Genomic DNA, 18,824 nt, shown 5'->3' with positions numbered 1-18,824 from the left:
TAAGGAATTGCAGCACTAAGATAGTTTTTTGTGTACGATAAGGCAACTCTCCGTGTGAGATTTTTTATAATGCCAGGCTGTTTACAGTCTTCCGGATGGCCACCAGATTGGTGAGCAGTTTATCCAGGTGGTCGAGATGAAGCATATTGGCACCGTCGCTCTTGGCATTGGCCGGGTCGAAGTGGGTTTCCAGGAACAATCCGTCCACGCCATTGACCACTCCTGCACGGGCAATGGTCTCTATCATATCCGGCCTTCCGCCGGTAACGCCGCTGGACTGGTTGGGTTGCTGGAGTGAATGGGTGACATCCAGTACCACCGGGGCGTATTGCTGCATGGTGGGGATCCCCCGGAAATCGACAATAAGGTCCTGGTAGCCGAACATGGTACCCCGGTCTGTGATCACAGCCTGTTCGTTGTTACAGTCCAGTACTTTCTGTACGGCGTGTTTCATGCTTTCCGGGCTCATGAACTGGCCTTTTTTGAGGTTTACGGTTTTTCCGGTCTTTGCCGCAGCGACCACGAGATCGGTCTGCCGGACGAGGAATGCGGGGATCTGCAATATGTCTACATATTCGGCAGCTTTGGCGGCATCTTCCACCTGGTGGATGTCTGTGACCGTAGGTACATGGAAGGTTTCGGAAACCTTGCGGAGTATTTTCAGGGCTTTTTCGTCCCCGATACCGGTGAAGCTGTCTATACGGCTTCTGTTGGCCTTTTTATAACTTCCCTTAAAGACATAGGGAATCCGCAATTTATCTGTAATGCCAACCACTTTTTCGGCAATACGCAGGGCCATTTCTTCGCCTTCGATGGCACAGGGGCCTGCGAGGAGGAAAAAATTACCTGCGTCGGTATGTTTTATCTGTGGGATCGCTTCTATTTTCATGAGCATGCTTTTTGTTTTTCTCCCGGAAGAGACAGTTTTTTTGATACAACAGCAAATTTAGGAGTTATTTTCTCGTTGCCGTACCACTTCATATAAAAAAACACCACAGGCCACTGAAACATTCAGGGACCCTATATTTCCGTACATGGGAAGTTTAGCCTTGTGGTCTGCCGATTTCAATACAGAAGGAGAAATGCCTTTGTCTTCGGCTCCCATGACAATGGCTGTTGGGGTGGCAAGGGGAAGGTCATAGAGCGTATTTTCCGTTTTTTCCGTGGCAGCAACCACCTGTATACCGGATCCCTGGAGGTAGAAGACCGCGTCCTTGATATGATCTACCTTGCAAATAGGCACGTTGAACACAGCCCCTGCCGAGGTTTTTACCGTATCGGCCGTTACGGGCGCAGACCCCTTGCTCTGTATGATAATGCCGTGTACACCGGTACATTCGGCAGTGCGGATAATGGCTCCGAAGTTCCTCACATCCGACAATTGGTCCAGGAGAAGGAATAAAGGGGTTTCTCCCGATTCCATAGTGCTTGAGACAAGATCGTCAAGCGTATGGAACGCCACGGGGGAAATATTGGCAATAACTCCCTGGTGGTTTTTATGGCCCAGGCGGTTCAGCTTTTCCAGGGGAACATATGATGAATTGATCTTTTCCTTGTGGAGAAGGGATTCCAGTTCAGAGAACAATGCTCCTTTAAGCCCTTTCTGAATAAAGACCTTATCTACGGTCTTTCCGGCTGATATGGCTTCTATGACGGCCCGTATGCCGAAAATCTGATAGTCATTTTGCATGGGGCAAAGGTATGAAAAAAAGAAGCCAGTTTTAACATGTTGAAGGGCCAGCTCATACTGTTTGGTATGGAGGTAATACCTCGCTTTCAGGGAATGGGGAATATCTTCCCGTGTCGCAGCACTGGAAATCCTGTTTCAGGCATACAGCATGGCTACCTCATCACCAACATTTGCAATGACATTGTCCAAAAAACTTTTGTTAAAAGCAAAGGAAACTACTTAAAAAGGTTGGTTATTGCCAAAATATGTAATATGAGAATATAAATGCATCTTCTGATTGCCGCTAATCCAAATAGGCAACTCAATAACCTCTTTTATGAGCAGTTTCCTTTTTTTGTATTAATTTTCGAAATTTAATCTGCACAAACAACAAACGGAAGCAATCCGGCGCCGGTTTCACCGAAATCTCCGGAATCGAAGACCAATGAACCATCGGGCGCATAGATTTCAAACCGTATTTCGCCATACTGGTCGCCCGGGAAGTTCCAGGCTGCACTTGTAGTGCCTTCAGGGATGGTTACGATGGCTTCTGCTTCAAAAAAGCAATATTGATCACCACATTCATTTTCACCCTGGCCACTTGGCCACCCTGTACATTCGAAATCACTTTCTTCATGATATGAACACATACCTACTTCTATGGTGGTAGAACCATCAAGGACAACGGTAATACCACTTCCGCCATTACCTCCGTCGGTTTGCCAACCATCTCCAAAAGAATCAAACATTTTTACTACATAGTCTCCGGGAGGAGGAGTACACGAAAGCAGGGAGTTGTATTGGAATGGGGAGTTGAAATAGATCCCGGTAAGTACTGATGAGCTACTTTCAGGCCCAAAACTCCTGCCATCGGTCAAATTAAGGCGAAATTTTACAACAATGATATCGCCAAGGTCATAATCATCTTCAGTAAGCCCCATAGCGGATACAGCTTCACCAAAAGTGACACTAACGGTAGCACGTGGTAACCCTATCGGGCCACTCGAAAAATCTGAGGCTGGAATAGTTTTGGCCATAGCCTCAGAAGGAGGAGTGGTACCATTATCTGGCGTTCTGTCGTTAAAAGCCACCAATACCTCTATGTTTTCCATAAGCGCTCCGTTTTCTTCGTCTTGTTCCTCAAGGGTCACTTTAAAAGCAGATTCCGGGTTGAAAACATCCAGCAGGTTATTGTCTATGGAAATGGTTCTTAGTACGGCACCGGTTTCCGGGCTTTCAATAAGATCGTATACCGGCTTATCGGGGTCTTTGTCGCAAGAATATATGAGGACCGAAAAGCCGAATAGTATGGCTATGATTTTAAATATATTTTTCATCTTCCTTTTTTTTAGTTCGCTGGATTAGTAACTCCTGAATCCCAGAATACCTGTGTTTGAAGGTCTTGTTTCTGAGAAATGTTCTCGTTTGCTCCCGTTTCACTGGCGGGGATCAACAATGATCTCGGGAAAGTTCCGGGATTAGGCTCAATACTCCTTGCCAACGTCCTCGGGTAGCCGGTTCGCCTTATAAAATTATAGGCATCGGCACCAGCGCCATACATGGCAACGAAAAATTGTTCTCCCATGATATCCATTTTATCTTTTGTTGTAGGCCACCCATCGGAACCCAGGGAAGTGGAGTTGCTTGCGTTGGTAAATTCGTCCATTTTGGAATTAATAAAATCCTCGATGTGTTTCTCGCTTGGAGCAAATGACAGGTTGGCTGAACCATCACGCGGGCCAAAACTGGCTACATAGTTAATAGATTCTTTCAATCCCTCCATCATATGCTCCGCGGCCATACTGTTGTTGCCCAGTTTAAAATAGGCTTCTGCCCTCCAAAACTCTATAAAGGAAGAGAGGATAATGGGCTCAATACCGGCACCACCGGCTCCTAATCCTATACCTACCCCGGCTTCGTAAAGGGTTAATTCACTCTGGTCTGCACTCAGAACAACCCAATCCAGGTTGTCATCAAAGCGTCCTCCGGCGGGATAAACACCACTGGCGGTCCTGGTAAAATTATCGGGCGGGATACCTTCGGCATTACCGTGGGTTCTTCCCCAATAGCCCAGGAAATTGGAACACCAGTAGGCTTCATCCGGGGTAAATTGGATATGCGCAGGTGTTTCCTGGGTAGAACAGATGAGTGTCTGGGCATCTACACTCGATCCTCCGAGGTCGTCCGGGTAGATGAAGAACTGTCCGTTACCCTCAAAGAACAGATAAGTAGAATTTCCGGGGGTTACTTCTTTTTGCCTGTAGAAATAATATCTCCTCCTGGGGTCATCAAATCTTGTTACAGGTATGGTATCGTCTTCTTTAAGTACATCGCCTTCATTGCCTAACATTAAATTCATTAACCAGTTAGAACGGTACTCGTTGGCCCCGGATGCAGTGTAATCGGTGGAGTAATCTGGGTGCCTGTTATCCGGTTCTAATTGATTGGTGCCATATTCAAATACCATATTGTCACCATCTGCTTCGATAACATCGCTGGCATTTATAACAGCCTGGTAATCACCTAAAGTCAGGGATGCCCTCATTTTTAAGGTGTTGATAAACCGAACCCACTTTTCAGCAGACCCGTCATAATACATATCGAGTACAATACTATTGTCCTGGGTAAGGAGGCCTTTAGCTTCATCCAAAAGGCTTAGTGCAGCTTGATAAACAGCCTCATCGTCATCCAAAGTCGGATTGGGAAATTCAGCAGGGTTGTTAGCTTCGGTCCAGACAATGTCGCCCATATAATCTATCAATAACATCATAATATGGGCCTGCATGGCTTTAGAGGCCCCCAGAACGAAGTTTAAAGACCCATCGGCATTCAGGTTTTCAATGGTAGTAATATCGGGCATCATATCACTGTACAAATCGGCCCAGGGCCCATTTAAAGCGCTACCGGTATAATTTTCCCTGTATACCCTGCCAAACATATATTCTATCCTGCCCAGGTCGCCTCCTATGTCGTTAAAGGTGGTCACTGCGTCCCTGTAATTGGTCTGGATGGAATTGAATAGCAATGCAGGGTCTGCCTGATCCGGCCCTAAGTTGTTCGGGTCGTCCAGGTTTTCCAATTCTGTCGTCTCACATCCTTGTAAAAAGGCCAAGACCGGAAGGAAAGCTATTATTATATATTTAAATCTTTTCATAATAGTTGTTTTTTAAATTATCCAAAAAAGAGTCTTGTTTAGAATGAGACTTTAACACTCAACCCGTACCGTTTGGAACTGGGCCCGTTAAGAAAATCAAAACCACGGCTGTTACCTACGCCTATACCAGCCACGTTAGGGTCAAAATTGGCCCTGTCGGGCATATTGTAGGCGTCATACCAAAGGTTGTACCCGGAAGCGGTGAATGATACACTTCCGAAAGGAGTTTTGTCCAGCCACTTCTTTGGAAGGTTATAGCTCAGGGAAACCTCTTTTAAACGTATTACAGAAGCATCGAAGATCAGTGTTTCTTCCTGATTGGAACTAAACCCTAAGTTGTCAAAGTAATATGTTGCATTATCAATTTGTATCGTATTGGGCTCTCCGTTCTCCAAAACCCCCGGTACGATAAAAGAGTCGCGCCTGTCCTCTACAATTAAACCACGACCTAATAATGTCCCTACGGATTGAGAATAAATATCCCCGCCTTTGACATGACTGATCTGAAAGCCCAGGGTGAAGTTTTTGAAAGAAAGGGTATTGATGAAGTTCATAACGTAATCGGGATTCGGATTTCCGATTATAGGAACAATGTTTCTGGAACCTTCTGTACCACTAGGTACTTCGTTTCCATTAGCATCGATGGCTATTTCTTCTTGTCCCCTGTATATACCGTCAGCCCCTACTACTTTGTTGCCGTTTTCATCTCTTTCTATCCTGGTGCCGACGATCACTCCCAGTTGTTCTCCTTTTATCGCTGCGTTACCTAAATTGGTAAAACCGGTATAAATGATCTGGTCGTCCTCTTGTTCGGTAACGATCTGTTCGTTAGTGGTGAAGTTTACCCTGGAATTCCAGTTAAAGCCATCTGCCTGACCACTTTTGAAAATGTCTACCCCGAGGTCAACTTCCCAACCGGTTCCTTCTACTTTACCGATATTGTCCTGGGTCTGGGTAAACCCGGTTGAGGTAGGCAATGGTTTAAATACGATGAGGTCTGTAGTGGATCTGCTGTAATAAGACAACCCCAGATTAACCATGTTTTTCAGGAACCTGGCATCAAAACCAATTTCCCATTCCTGGATAAGCTCTGGTTTCAGGTCAGGGTTGGCCTGGAAGTTATCTACCGAATTGGTAACTATACCATTTGAACCCCCCGCAAGGCCACCGTCCTGTTTTGTAGCCTGAACGATGCTGTTAACCGTAGGGTACCCCTCGGGGAAACCGGCAGAAGATCCAACCCCTCCTCTGATTTTCAGATAGTTGATTCCCCAGCTATCACTACCGCCAAAACCTTCAATTGCCGTAGTAGGAATAAAAGAAACACTGGCACTGGGATAGAACCTACTGTTGTTTTCCCTGATAAGATTGGAAACCCAGTCATTCCTTCCGGAAAGGGTAAGGTACAGGTAATTGTCATAATCAAACGAAAGCTCTCCGAATACTCCTATTATATTTCTGTTTTGTATGAATTGTATAGGAGTTTGGTTCTCAAAATTGAAGTGTTTCTGCACGTCGAACACGATCTGACCGGTACTGGAAACCCCCTGTCTGTTAAATCGTTCTGCACGGGTATCACCACCTACAATAAAGTTTAAGCCCAATTTTTCATCATGGGTTAGGGTAACATTACCATTTAAGGCCAGATAGTGGTTCCATATGCTAACATTATTGTCCCAGGTATTGTAAAAACCAAAGAGATCGACATCGCTGTTAACCCCTCCTTTGTTAGAGTACGCATGGTTTCTTTCGTTGTAAAAATCGAGACCGGCACGATAAGTTATATTCAGGTTGTCGTTAAAATCGTAGGTGAGTTGCCCTGTACCGTAAACCCGGTTGGTCGTTTGAGCGTTCTGGGCATTTTTAACGGTCCAGCGAGGGTTGATAATATCGTTACCATTGCGGTAGTATATGCTACCCCCTGTTTCGGGAACTTCGAAAGGAAGCCCCATAAGGTCTACACTTCGCGGAGTAAAGAAAATTTGCCCGAATACCGATATACCAAAGTTGGCATTACCATCACCCGGCGCTACGGGGGGGGGTAATGTAGCTTGTCCTTGAGTAGTTTAAAGTTCCGTTTACGGTAAAACGATTACTTAGCCTGGCCTTACCTCCAATAGATAAATTGTTTCGGGTAAGTGTGTTGCCGGGAGTGAATCCTGTTTCTTCCAGGTGGCCGAAGTTTAAATTGTAATTAACGTTGCCATCCTGAGACCCGCCACGTATATTCAAAGAGGTATTGCTTACGTTCCCGGTGCGAAAGAAGTTTTCTACACTGTTGTAAGGCTTATACGGATAGCGTTGTCCGTCAAATTGTTGGGACAGCTCACTGTTACCGCCCAGAAAGTTGGCCAGGAAACCACTTGTAGAGTAGGGGTGTTCTACGGTACCGTTTTCGTCAATCAATTGCGCAGGGTCGTTTAGGTAGCCATCAACCCCATCGGGCCGGAAAGCAGGTCCCCAGTTACTGAAAAACCACCCGAAAGACTGGTTAAAGCCATTACCATAGTTATCCTGGTAATCGGGTATCGAGGCTATTTCGTTAAAGAAATAAGAGGTGTTCAGGGTAATTTCCGTTTTTTTAGGGCCTCCTTTGCCGCTGTTGGCCTTAGTGGTAATTAAGATCACCCCGTTCCTACCGGCACTACCGTAGAGGGTTGCTGCGGCCAGGCCTTTAAGGACACTCACGCTTTCGATATTGTTGGGGTCCAGGTCCAGGAAACGGCTGGAACCTACATTACCCGTTGTAAAACCCTGACCGGTAGCTTCATTACTGGTGTTGGTGTCACTGCTAAAAGGTACACCATCTACCACAAAAAGAGCCTGGTTACTACCGTTAATAGAGGTGTAACCACGGATAACGACGTTGGTTCCGGACCCGGAAGTACCGTTTTGTGAAGTGATCTCTACCCCGGATGCTTTTCCGGACAAGACCCTGGCCACATCTCCTTCAGCTCTTTGCTCAACGTCTTCCGAGGATACTTCGCTCACAGCATATCCAAGGGATTTCTTTGCCCGGGAAATACCCTGGGCGGTCACTACCACCTCTTCAAGGGCCTGAGCATCTTCTACCATTTGTACATCAATGGTGTTGGCCGCTCCCACGGTTTGTTCTACAGCTGTCATCCCGATATAAGTGAACACCAGGGTCTGGCCTATCTCTGCAGTAATTGTGTAATTACCGTCAAAGTCGGTTTGAGTGCCGCTGGTAGTTCCCCGTATCACGATGTTAACTCCGGGAAGTGGTAGACCGTTCGGGTCGGTTATCGTACCCGAAATCGTTTTTTCCTGTGCAAAAGATACATGCACAACAAAAGCCAGCAATAACGCTAATGGCTTGCGTAACTTTGTTCTCATCTTAAAATTATTTGAATTAGTTGATTATAAAATTCTTAAAATTTAATTTAAGATGCAAATAATATGTTAAATTAAGTTAATTTAACAGTAATTTTCTATAAATGTTAAATAATGATGTGCGGGAATGTGATATTTATGAGTGAAAAGGGTAGGAAATTCCGAATTTTTAGATGGGATGGCAGGGGGGGGATATAAAAAAGCTGTCCCGTGAAGGACAGCTTTTATCAGATGTTTTTAAAAGAGGGTGATTTTTAATTTCCGTAACCGGGATTTTGCTCCAGGAGCGAGTTCACGTCCATCTCCCTTTGGGGGATGGGGTATAGCAGTCTGTTGTCGTTATACGGCAATTCTCCTACGGAGCGTTGTGTTCTTTTCAGGTCGTGGATCAAAAAGCCTTCGAAGGCGAGTTCCAGTTCTCTTTCCAGCAGAATGTCGTCCAGGGTTACAGCTGCTCTTGGTGCTGCTCCTGCTCTTTGACGTATGGTGTTCACATCATTCAGGGGGGAATCTCCGGTTTCCGAGCCCAGCCTGAGGTTACACTCCGCCCGTATGAGGTACATCTCCGCCAGGCGGATCACGGGGACATTGCCAAATTGATTGGTGTATTTACTGGTAAGCGTACCGCCGTTATAGTCGCTTATGTAAAAGAACCCGGCCCTTTCATCATTCTCATCGTCAAAGAGATCGATGTAGGTTTCTTCAACTACGATATCCCCGCCTCTTCCGCCGAAAGGCTGATCGGCATAGTGGGTGATAAGGTCGTTGGTCCCGTCCTGGGAAGTGATCTGTATGGCAAAAATGTCTTCCGTGGAATTGACATCATTGTTAAAGGCTCCTTCAAAGGAAGGGGTGAGCTTATATTTACTGTCTGTTATAACTTCAGAAGCGGCTTGCAGGGCACCCTGATAATTGCCTTGCTGGAGGTAAACCCGGGCCAACAGGGCTTTGGTAGTATATTTCCCTGCAAAGTATGAGTTTGGCGATTTGAGTAATTCATAGGCTTCCTGCAGATCTGATATGACCTGGGCATAAACTTCTTCTACGGAACTCCTGGCAATAGTAAGGTCGGTATCGTAGTCTGTGATCCCTTTCAATGAAAGCGGAACTCCGGGTTGTGTGTTTTGTGCACCGGGTTCGTAATTCGCTCCGAAAAACCGGACCAGGTCAAAATAGGACAGGGCGCGCAGAAACAGGGCCTGTCCCATTACAGACTTCTGCAGGTCGGGTTCGACAATGTCGATATGGTCGATAACAAGGTTGGCCATATTTATGGTGCTGTAAGCATTTCCCCAGAAATCCCTTATAAATGAATTGTTTACAAGAATGTTTTTGCTGAAGACCTGTCTGGGTTGTTGAAAAGTACCTACCCATGTGGCCTGGTCGGTGAAACCGTACAGGTCGGACAACATCTGGAGCCGTCCGCCGTAAGCGTCTATATTTCCTGCGGATTCATAAGCCCCGGTGAGGAGATTTACAATATTTTCGGAAGAAGACAGGGCAACTTCCTGAGGGATTTCCTGAATGGGTTCGATATCGAGCTCTTTCTCGCAGGAGATTATGGCTCCGAACAAGAACGCTATGAGGCCGTATGTTTTAAATTTCTTCATCTTCTCCTTTTTTAAAAGTTGATATTAAAACCTATGGAATATGTAGAGGCTGCCGGGGCCGAATAAAAGTCTATGCCCCTGCCGGCTGCGGTGCTTCCGGCATCACTCCGGGCTTCCGGATCGTATCCGTCATAACCTGTAATGGTGAGTACATTGAATCCTGTAAAATAGACCCTCAACTTGCTCAGTCCTATCTTTTCTATGGCAGATTCCGGAAGGGTGTATCCCAGGGTAAGGTTTCTCAGGCGGATAAAATCGGCTTCCTGGAGATACCTGGTAGACTGGGTAACTCCGTTAGACCCGAACAGCCGTGCCTGTGGCACATCGGTAATGTCCCCCGGTTGCTGCCATCTTCTGAGCTGGTCCCTGCTTTGGTTGTCCCAGTAGTCGCCATTGGCAGACTGGTATACGCCTCCCGCATTGTATATGCTGGCACCCCATTCGCCCTGGAAGGTGAAACTGAAGTCGATCCCTTTGTAGAGAATGGTGTTGGTCAATCCTCCTATCCAGTCCGCAAAGGGTTGGCCGGTAACGATCCGGTTTGCCTCATTGGGGTTGGTGGTGGTTTCCTTACTAAGTGAACCGTCAGGGTTGGTGGTGTTGGTGTAGAACAGGGCGTCCCCGTTGTCCGGATCAACTCCTGCATATTCTATCAGGTAGAAAGCGTTCAGGGGCTTTCCTTCCCTGATGATGTTTTCGCCAGTGATAATGTCGGCCCCGTCATCAGGAAGCTCTTTAACCTCGTTTTTGTTTTTGGAAAGGTTGATGCTGGTGTTCCATGTAAAATCGTCCTTTACGATATTCCTGGTGTTAAGCACGAATTCTACTCCTTTGTTTTGTATGAGCCCGACATTCCTCGTAATAAAGTCCCGGCCGGATGTCATGGGGAGCGGATTTTCCAGGATCAATCCGTCGGAATCTTTTACGTAATAATCGATTTCACCGGATATGCGGTTATTCCAGAAGCCGTATTCCAGCCCTATATCGTATTGCTCTACCTTTTCCCAGGTGAGGAAAGGATTTTCTGCCTGTATCGGGCTTATGCCCGGGCGCTGGTTATACGAAATGGCTTCATAGAGGCTCCACCATGCATAATTGCCGATATTGGCATTCCCGGTTTGTCCCCAGCTGGCTCTTAGTTTTAAAAAAGACAGGGCGTCGAAACCTGCCAGGAAGTTCTCTTCCGAAAGTATCCATCCGGCTGAAAGGGAAGAAAAAGTACCGAATTGTTTGTCTTTACCGAACCTGGACGAGCCGTCTCTCCGGATACTTGCTTTAAAGAGGTATTTGTCGTGCAGAGAATAGGTAGCCCTTGCGAAATACGACAGGAAAGTATTTCTCGAACGTTCGCCTCCACCACCCGTAATTTCGGCTGCGCTTGAAATGGACTGGAAATCATCGCTCGGAAATTCTATGCCGGTTACGCTCTCGAACCGCCTGTTGGAATTATTGTATTCCATACCGGCAACAACTTCAATGTCGTGAATATCGGCGATGTTCTTTGTAAAGGTCAGGTAATTACTGAATACATAAGATTCTGTTCCCAGGCTCGAAACGAAGGCTTCTCCGTTGGTAGACTGGAAAGGGGCCAATCTTCCGGTATAGCTGTCTTCTGTTTGGTAGTACAGGTCGTAACCAAAATCGGAATTGAACTTTAAGAACGGCAGGAACTGGTATTCTCCGAAAGCCCTTCCCGTAACTCTTCGTATTACAGTGTTAAAGAAAGCGTGCTTGTCCTGCAGCAGAAAGTTGGAGTACAGGGTACTGGGGTTCGGGTCGCCGTTATCGAGAAAGGCCGGTGACAATGGCGATTGTGCTATGGCCTGCATGGGGGTGACAAATGCGTTGTCATTGGCAATCCTGTCTATTTCCGTCCTGGAAAAGCTGATATTGGCCCCGGTTCTGAACTTGTCGGACAGTTGGTGGGTTAAATTTACCCTTGCCGTAACCCTTTCCATTTCATTACCACGAATAATACCCTTGGTGTCGTGATAAGCCCCTGAAAAGAAATAGTTCGTCTTTTCGTTTCCTCCGGATAATGAGAGGTCGGCATCTGTTACATACCCGTTTTGAAGGGCGAGGTCCTGCCAGTCGGTACTTACTTCCCTGTTTCGCCAGTCGGTACCGGAGGACAGGTCGTCGAACATTCCTTCGGCGCGTGCTGTCCCTTCTTCCTGTCCGTAAGTGTTTATCGCGGCCTCGGTAAATAATTCGATATATTCGTCTGCATTCAGCCATTCTCTTTTATTGGTAGGCCGGCTGATACCGTGAGACATGTTCAGGGCAAAGGTGCCTTTGCCCTGTTTCCCTTTTTTGGTGGTGATGAGCACCACTCCGTTGGCGCCCCTTGATCCGTATATAGCAGAAGCAGAGGCATCTTTTAGGATGTCGATGGATTCTATCTCATTAGAACTTAAGGTGATAAGCGGGTTGGTGGGGGCATCCGTGCTGGATTCGTTGTCGTTGATAAGAGGCACCCCATCGAGTACATACAGGGGCTCGGCCCCGGCGCCAATACTGGCAACTCCCCTTATTCGGATGTTGATCCCTCCTTCTACCTTACCGTTGGTTTGTGTTACCTGCACCCCGGCTGCCTTTCCGGAGAGGGAATTTTGTAACCCGGGAGTGGGGATCTCCGAAATATCGTCGGAAGTGAGCTTGGCGACATTGTCGGTGAGCTTTCTCTTGCTCTGCGTACCATATCCTACGATAATGACTTCGTCGAGGGCCTGGGCATCTTCTGTCATGCTGACATTGATGCTGTTGCCCTCTCCAACTTCCATTTCCATTGTTGTCATCCCGATATAGGTAAAGACCAATATCTGTCCCGGGCTGGCCTGGATGGAATAATTCCCGTCAAAATCGGTCTGGGTTCCGCTGGTAGTCCCTTTGATAAGGATGTTTACACCGGGAAGGGGAAGCCCTTCCGCGGATACCGTACCCGTGATGGTTTTTTCCTGTGCAAAAGAAGTATGCACAACAAATGCTATCAGTAGCATTAGGAGTCTGCTGAATTTTGTTTTCATTTTGAAAGGGTTTGAGTTAGGTGTTGTCAAAAATCTTAAATTAGTGTTGTATAACCAAAATATTATCTTAATTAATGTATTTTTTTAACATTATGTCATCGATTTAATAAATAAAGGTGATTTATTTGGGAGAATATTTATCTTTTTGAAATGATATGGCACTGCTTAAGGAAGGGAGTGTCCTTTCCCGAAAGGGAGGATTGTATGGGGGCATGGGACAAAAAAAATGAAGCTGCCCGCGAGGGCAGCTTCTAGCTAAAAAATATATGTAATATAACACCAAAATATATAATTATGGCCAGTGTTGTCTGAGGCAATAATAAACGGGATTTTTATGGAGGTGATTCCCGTGTATATTTCATTGCCCTCAGCGAGAATAAAATTTAAATAGTTTCTTAATAATATGCAATTGATTTAATTATTGTCTAACATAAGTTGAGGTATAGGCGCCATTGTCAAAGTAGTCATCATTGTGTTCCAGGATAAGGATTCCGTTTTCCTGATCCCAACTTCCACCGGTAATACAACCAATACCAAAATCCGGACAATAGGCAACATCATCGCTTGGAGGAACAATACCTTCACATATAACGGAAAAATTACCGTCGTTCTGTAACGAAGTGTTTGATGTACAGAATTGCAGCAGGCCTCCGTCGGCAGTAGAAGCATACCATGTGCCATCGGCATTTAATGATATGGTTACAGTTTGCGGATTGTCGCAAATAGTATTAGACATGGTATATGTGCCTGCAAGGTCATAGGAACAATTCAGCGTTAAATTAAATGTTCCGATAGATGAAGTGTAGTATAGCACATTCCCGTCGGTTTTGTATACTTTAATTATAAGCGATAATTGATCGCCAATTCTTAGATCAGATTCGGCTATACCTGTTCCGGACAGGAAATCGTCAATTGAACTTAAATCTACTGTATATGGAAGTGAACTGGTTTCGGCAATAGGTATTTCCTCGCCTCCATTGAACGATTTGACAACTTCAAGTTTTTCAACATCATCAAAAGAGCCTGAGGTTTCGTTAATCACCAGGTGAAGGCTGGCTTCTGAAATACTTACTGAAGCATCTTCAAGGTCAACACCACTTTCCGGAGTTCCTAAAAATTTACCTTCTGAGTCAGATTTGATGTCAATCATTATGCCTCCCATGATGGCATCTCCTGTTAATTCGTCATTATCATCATCTATACAGGATACGGTGATAGACAGAGCCAGTATGGTGTATATAAGGAATTTTATATTTTTCATCTTTTAACAGTTTAAGTTTAGTTATTGCCAGAATAAGGGTGATGTTAATTCATCGCCACCAAGCCGTTGCGCTCCGCTATCGTAATTGTCTTTGTTCAAAGAGACTTCTGTGGTCGGGTAGTAATAACGGGAAGGGATTTGGTTTATAGCAGCCTCTGCTGCCGGGTCTAATGCCGGGATCTTTGTTCTTCTCCATTCTGTCCATGCCTCAAATCCCTGGTCAAATAATGCCAACCACAATTGATTTCCTATTTTTACTCTTGCATCGGCCTGGGTGGAAAAACTAACGTTAGATTGGGTTAAGTAGTTTGTAGCATTCAAACCGTTAAACTGAAAACTTGCCTCGATCCCTTCGTTGTAATAAGTCAATGCCTGGGCCGTACCTCCGGAGATATATCCTTCGTTAGCGGCTTCTGCTTTTAAAAAACTCAATTGGGCATACGACATTAAAGTGCCGGGGAGTTCGGGATTTAAGTAAAATTCCCCTAAACCTGAAATATTGGCATAGGTATAACCCAAGGCTTCATTAGGCAGTGTTGTCTGGTTGCCATATCCTGCCGGTTTACCCACAATATCACCGTCTGCATTTGGAGCAGCATAGACCTCAAGCCTGGGATCATTTAAGGATTCCATCATTTCTACCAAAGCGGAGTTCACCTTGTACTCAAGCCTTGATCCGAAATCAATCAATTCATATATGGGGTTTGCATCCGGTTGATTGGGTAAGTAGCTCACCTGTGCGTTGTCTGCATTAGAAGTAAACATTTGCCCATTGTTGATCAATGCTTGTAGTTCAGAACTAACATCCCTGGTGGATGAAATCCTCATTAAAGCCCGGAATTTCAGTGAATTTGCAAGTTTTCTCCATTTGTTGATATCTCCACCATAATATAAATCTGAAGAGGCTGTTACTTCTCCTCCTTCTGCCGAAAGCATACCGGCAGCTTGCGTGTACATATCAATAACTCCTTCGTATACCGTGGCTTCATCATCATACACGGGTTTTAATATGTCGGAGGACATAGCTTCTGTGAAAGGAATAGGGCCGTACAGTTCAGTTAAAAACTGATACCCGGAAGCCTGCATTATCAGAGAAATGGCCTGCAGATTGGTATTCCCTTCTGCCTCTGCCTGGAAGTACATGGCATTTGCTTCGGATATGACGTCAGAATATATGTTGTCCCAAATATTGTCAATGACTCCTCTTCTCGGAACATATCTTTCTTCGTCATTGTACTGGACTTTTGTCCATGTTTGTGCCCAAACGGCTCCCATATCGCCTCCGGCACCCCCCAAAACTCCATACAATACGTTGGAATAAACTCTTTGTGATCCACCCAATAATAGGTGTGCGGGGAGTGCCACCGGGTTATTGGGGTCTGTGTTTAGCTCTTCAAAATCTTTATCACAGCCTGTGATCATTATTAGGCTAAACAATACATATAATATTTTCTTCATTTTTTTCATGATATATATTTTTTAACCTATTCAGAATTTTAAGTTGATGTTAAAGCCTATATTTCTGGCAGAAGGATATTGTCCGAACTCCTGGCCCTGTTCGCCGTTAGCACTACTAAAACCGGTTTCGGGGTCTATATGTGGGGCCTTTTTGTATAATAGGGCCAGGTTTCTGCCAACTACTGAAAACTTAAGGGATTGAATAGGGGTATTCTCTAATAATCTCGAAGGTATGGAATAGCCGAGAGTCACCTGCCTGAGCTTCACGTAAGAAGCATCAAATATGGCGCTGGACTCGATCGAGTTGCTATAAGATGCCTGGTTAAAGGATTTTGCAGGGGAAATCACATCGTTGGGAACATAGCCTCCATTGCCGTCAGACTTTACACCATTACCTACTACACCTCCCTCTCTTCCTATTAAACTTTCTTCAAGAGTACCAGCATATCTCCCCCAGGCGTACGTCATGCTATGAATGTCTCCTCCGATTTTTGCGTCTATTAACGTAGAAAAATCAAGGTTTTTGTACCTGATAGAGAAATTGGCACCTCCGGTCCAGTCTGGGGCGATATCTCCGAGGACTTTCGGGGTTTGGTCAATCAACGGAAGTCCGTCTTGGTATATTACCTGGCCATCATCAGTCCTTTCAAAATCACGTCCCACGAGCACGCCATACGGATGGTCGGCACGGGCCTCCAGGGTAACACCCCATTGGCCTCCAAGGACATAGCTGTCTAACTCACCTAATGAAGTGACCTGGTTGTCGTTTTTTGCCCAGTTGAGGTCTATATCGAAACTGAAATCTTCAGTGCGAACTATTGTTCCTCCAAGTTGTATTTCCACACCCTTATTACTCATGTCTGCGATATTATCCCATACATTTCGGTAACCCGTTGAGGAAGATACCTGGATAGGAACTAACAGGTCTTCACTTTGCTGGTCGTAGTATGTTGCATTTAAGCGTAATCTGTTCTGGAAAAATTTAGCGTCAAGACCAACCTCTATACCTGTAACGGTCTCTGCTTTTAAGTTGGGGTTGAATAGGGTGTTAGGTACCTGCCCCTGGTTGCCAAAACCTGTGTTGTTAAGGCTAAAGGTGGGATTGATATTGTAAGGGCTTAATGCACCAGTGCTTCCCACTTTTGACCATCCACCCCTTAATTTGAGGAAATTTACACTTTCTCCCAGGTTGAATATGTCAGATAGTACTATGGAAGTGGAAATGGAAGGGTAGAAGAACGAGTTGTTCTTTTTGGGTAAAATACTTGCCCAGTCATTTCTACCGGTGAAATCAATAAAAAAGAAGTTCTTGTACGCAATTTGTCCGTATCCGTATAAACTGTTTATTTTTTGATTTCGATTTGTATTATTAACTGTTGCTGTGGCACCGGTTTGTAAATTGGATAAATTGTATAGATCCGGAAGCTCCAAAGCTGGAAGGGATCCAAAAGTACTGTGGTATTTTCTGTTCATATGATTGCCCCCCACATTGAATGAAATCGAAATATCTTCTGAGATGTCCTTTTCCATGCTCAGCAGCACGCTGGCATTTATCTCTTCAAACCTTCTTTGTATTTCTGTGTAAGATCCGTCAGGAGCATTATTACTTCCCATGGCTTGCCTGCTGGTCTCCAATTGAGAGTAAAAATCTGTTCCTAGCGTAGTGCTTAGGGACAGCCAGTCATTTAATTGATATGATAAATTGACGTTACCTACAAGACGGTCCTTTTCAAGTGTATTTCGGTTGGTTTCCAGCACCCAATACGGGTTGTTCTGGAAATTGTGGTTCCAGTTGAGCGGAGTGCCCGCAGCAGCAGTATGGTCCGGGGCCAAAGGAAAGTTTCTCCAGTCTCTTAGATCTGCAAAATTAACATTCCTGGCAGACCAGATGAATTGCTGAAAAGGGTTTTCGTTGTTATACCCGCTTATAGGTAAATTATCACTGTCTATATTAAAGTAATTGGCAGACAGGCTCGCCGTGAATCGTTCTCCCAGATCCATGCTTCCGTTAAATCCAATAGTCAGTTTTTTGAGTTCCGTAAAAGGGATCATCCCCTGTTCATCACTATTACCGATGGATAATCTCATGTTTCCCTTGGTGAGTGATAAATTATTGCTGATATTGATCCCTGTGTCCAGGAAGTCCTTTACATTATCCGGATAAGAAACCCACGGAAGAGGTTTTCCGTCGTTTATTAACTGAGAGTTCCATTGAATAAATTCTAAGCCTACGTCCAATGGGGCCCCCCAGCTCTCATCAACTCCATCTCCAATACCACCACCGGCACCATCAACAAATTCAAAACCGCTGGGATCTCCGCCTTGCCCGTATGAATTTTGATAATCCGGCAATATTAAAGGATTGGAGAAGGTGACGTTAGTGTTTAAGGAGACTTCGAATTTTTTGCCTTCGCTGCCTCTTTTGGTTGTGATCACTATGACACCGTTACCCGCCCTTAAGCCATATAGTGCGGCGGCATTAGGCCCTTTTAAAACGGATACTGATTCAATATCATCGGGGTTGATGTCAGCGGCCCCGTTCGGTAGGTCGACGCCACCTGTAGAACCTGCATCACCAAAAGATCTATTGTCAATAGGAACCCCATCGACTACGTACAAAGGTTCGTTATTACCTGTTATTGACGAATTACCCCTAAGGACAATCCTTGAGGAAGCGCCAACACTACCTGAGGTTCCTGTTACCTGTACTCCAGCAACTTTACCGCTTATGGCATTGGATATGTTGCTTTCCCTCGCTTCGGTTAAACCGTCACCGGAAATACCTTGTACAGCATAACCCAGAGCTTTTTCTTCTCTTTTGATACCGAGGGCGGTAACAACAACTTCTTCCAGCGCTTCGGCACTTTCGGCCATTTGTACATTAATGGTGTTTTCTGCCCCGATGGTCCTTTCTACATTGGTCATACCAATATACGAATAGACCAGGACCTGGCCTGTGCTGGCCTGAATGGAATAATTCCCGTCAAAATCGGTTTGGGTTCCCGTAGTGGACTCTTTTACAAGAATGTTAACTCCCGGCAGGGGCATACCGTTCTGATCGGTTACCGTACCTGTGATCGTTTTTTCCTGTGCAAAAGAAAGATGCACAACAAACGCTAATAGTAGCGTTAGTAGTCTACTAAACTTTGTTCTCATTGTTTAATTATTTGAATTAGCTTCTGTAAATATCTTAAAAGAATGTTAAATACACAAGAAATTAATTTTTATTGTATTAAATTTTAACTTTATAAGTTAATTTTAGTAAAATTATTTAGTTAAAATTAAGTTAATT

General features: G+C 45.1%; 11 protein-coding genes. All 11 read right to left on the bottom strand.

What is annotated here, in order from left to right; all coding sequences use genetic code 11:
• Positions 1–64 precede the first annotated feature (64 nt).
• The gene (gene kdsA / locus KN811_RS17765; RefSeq protein ID WP_187964851.1) at positions 65–889 is read right to left on the bottom strand and encodes a 3-deoxy-8-phosphooctulonate synthase; all 825 of its coding nucleotides are present in this window, start codon (positions 887–889) and stop codon (positions 65–67) included.
• Positions 890–946: 57 nt separating this feature from the next.
• Positions 947–1,690, bottom strand: coding sequence for a 23S rRNA (guanosine(2251)-2'-O)-methyltransferase RlmB (gene rlmB, locus KN811_RS17760; protein ID WP_187964850.1), 744 nt, complete (start codon positions 1,688–1,690; stop codon positions 947–949).
• A gap of 353 nt (positions 1,691–2,043) precedes the next feature.
• A complete protein-coding gene (locus KN811_RS17755; protein WP_187964849.1) occupies positions 2,044–3,006 on the bottom strand; it encodes a hypothetical protein in 963 nt (320 codons plus the stop codon).
• 11 nt (positions 3,007–3,017) lie between these two features.
• Positions 3,018–4,823 carry a SusD/RagB family nutrient-binding outer membrane lipoprotein gene (locus KN811_RS17750; protein ID WP_216334925.1) on the bottom strand — a complete coding sequence of 602 codons (1,806 nt, stop codon included), beginning with the start codon at positions 4,821–4,823 and terminating at the stop codon, positions 3,018–3,020.
• Positions 4,824–4,861: 38 nt separating this feature from the next.
• Positions 4,862–6,775, bottom strand: coding sequence for a TonB-dependent receptor domain-containing protein (locus KN811_RS22040; RefSeq protein WP_345725296.1), 1,914 nt, complete (start codon positions 6,773–6,775; stop codon positions 4,862–4,864).
• Positions 6,776–6,842: 67 nt separating this feature from the next.
• Positions 6,843–8,180, bottom strand: coding sequence for a carboxypeptidase-like regulatory domain-containing protein (locus KN811_RS22035; RefSeq protein WP_345725295.1), 1,338 nt, complete (start codon positions 8,178–8,180; stop codon positions 6,843–6,845).
• A 251-nt stretch (positions 8,181–8,431) separates the two neighbouring features.
• Entirely contained in the window at positions 8,432–9,787 is a 1,356-nt protein-coding gene (locus KN811_RS17740) for a RagB/SusD family nutrient uptake outer membrane protein (RefSeq protein ID WP_187966772.1), read from the bottom strand.
• An 11-nt stretch (positions 9,788–9,798) separates the two neighbouring features.
• Entirely contained in the window at positions 9,799–12,813 is a 3,015-nt protein-coding gene (locus KN811_RS17735) for a SusC/RagA family TonB-linked outer membrane protein (protein ID WP_187966771.1), read from the bottom strand.
• A 418-nt stretch (positions 12,814–13,231) separates the two neighbouring features.
• The gene (locus KN811_RS17730; RefSeq protein WP_187966770.1) at positions 13,232–14,074 is read right to left on the bottom strand and encodes a hypothetical protein; all 843 of its coding nucleotides are present in this window, start codon (positions 14,072–14,074) and stop codon (positions 13,232–13,234) included.
• A gap of 21 nt (positions 14,075–14,095) precedes the next feature.
• Positions 14,096–15,541 carry a SusD/RagB family nutrient-binding outer membrane lipoprotein gene (locus tag KN811_RS17725; protein ID WP_187966769.1) on the bottom strand — a complete coding sequence of 482 codons (1,446 nt, stop codon included), beginning with the start codon at positions 15,539–15,541 and terminating at the stop codon, positions 14,096–14,098.
• A 21-nt stretch (positions 15,542–15,562) separates the two neighbouring features.
• Positions 15,563–18,688 (bottom strand): SusC/RagA family TonB-linked outer membrane protein, encoded by a 3,126-nt coding sequence (locus KN811_RS17720; protein ID WP_187966768.1) that lies wholly within the window; start codon positions 18,686–18,688, stop codon positions 15,563–15,565.
• Between the last annotated feature and the right edge of the window lie 136 nt (positions 18,689–18,824).

The organism is Sinomicrobium weinanense (genome assembly GCF_018863395.1).
GTDB classification, from domain to species: Bacteria; Bacteroidota; Bacteroidia; order Flavobacteriales; family Flavobacteriaceae; genus Sinomicrobium; species Sinomicrobium weinanense.
The sequence above is the reverse complement of the archived record's forward strand: the minus strand, read 5'-3'. Positions and strand labels throughout refer to the sequence as shown.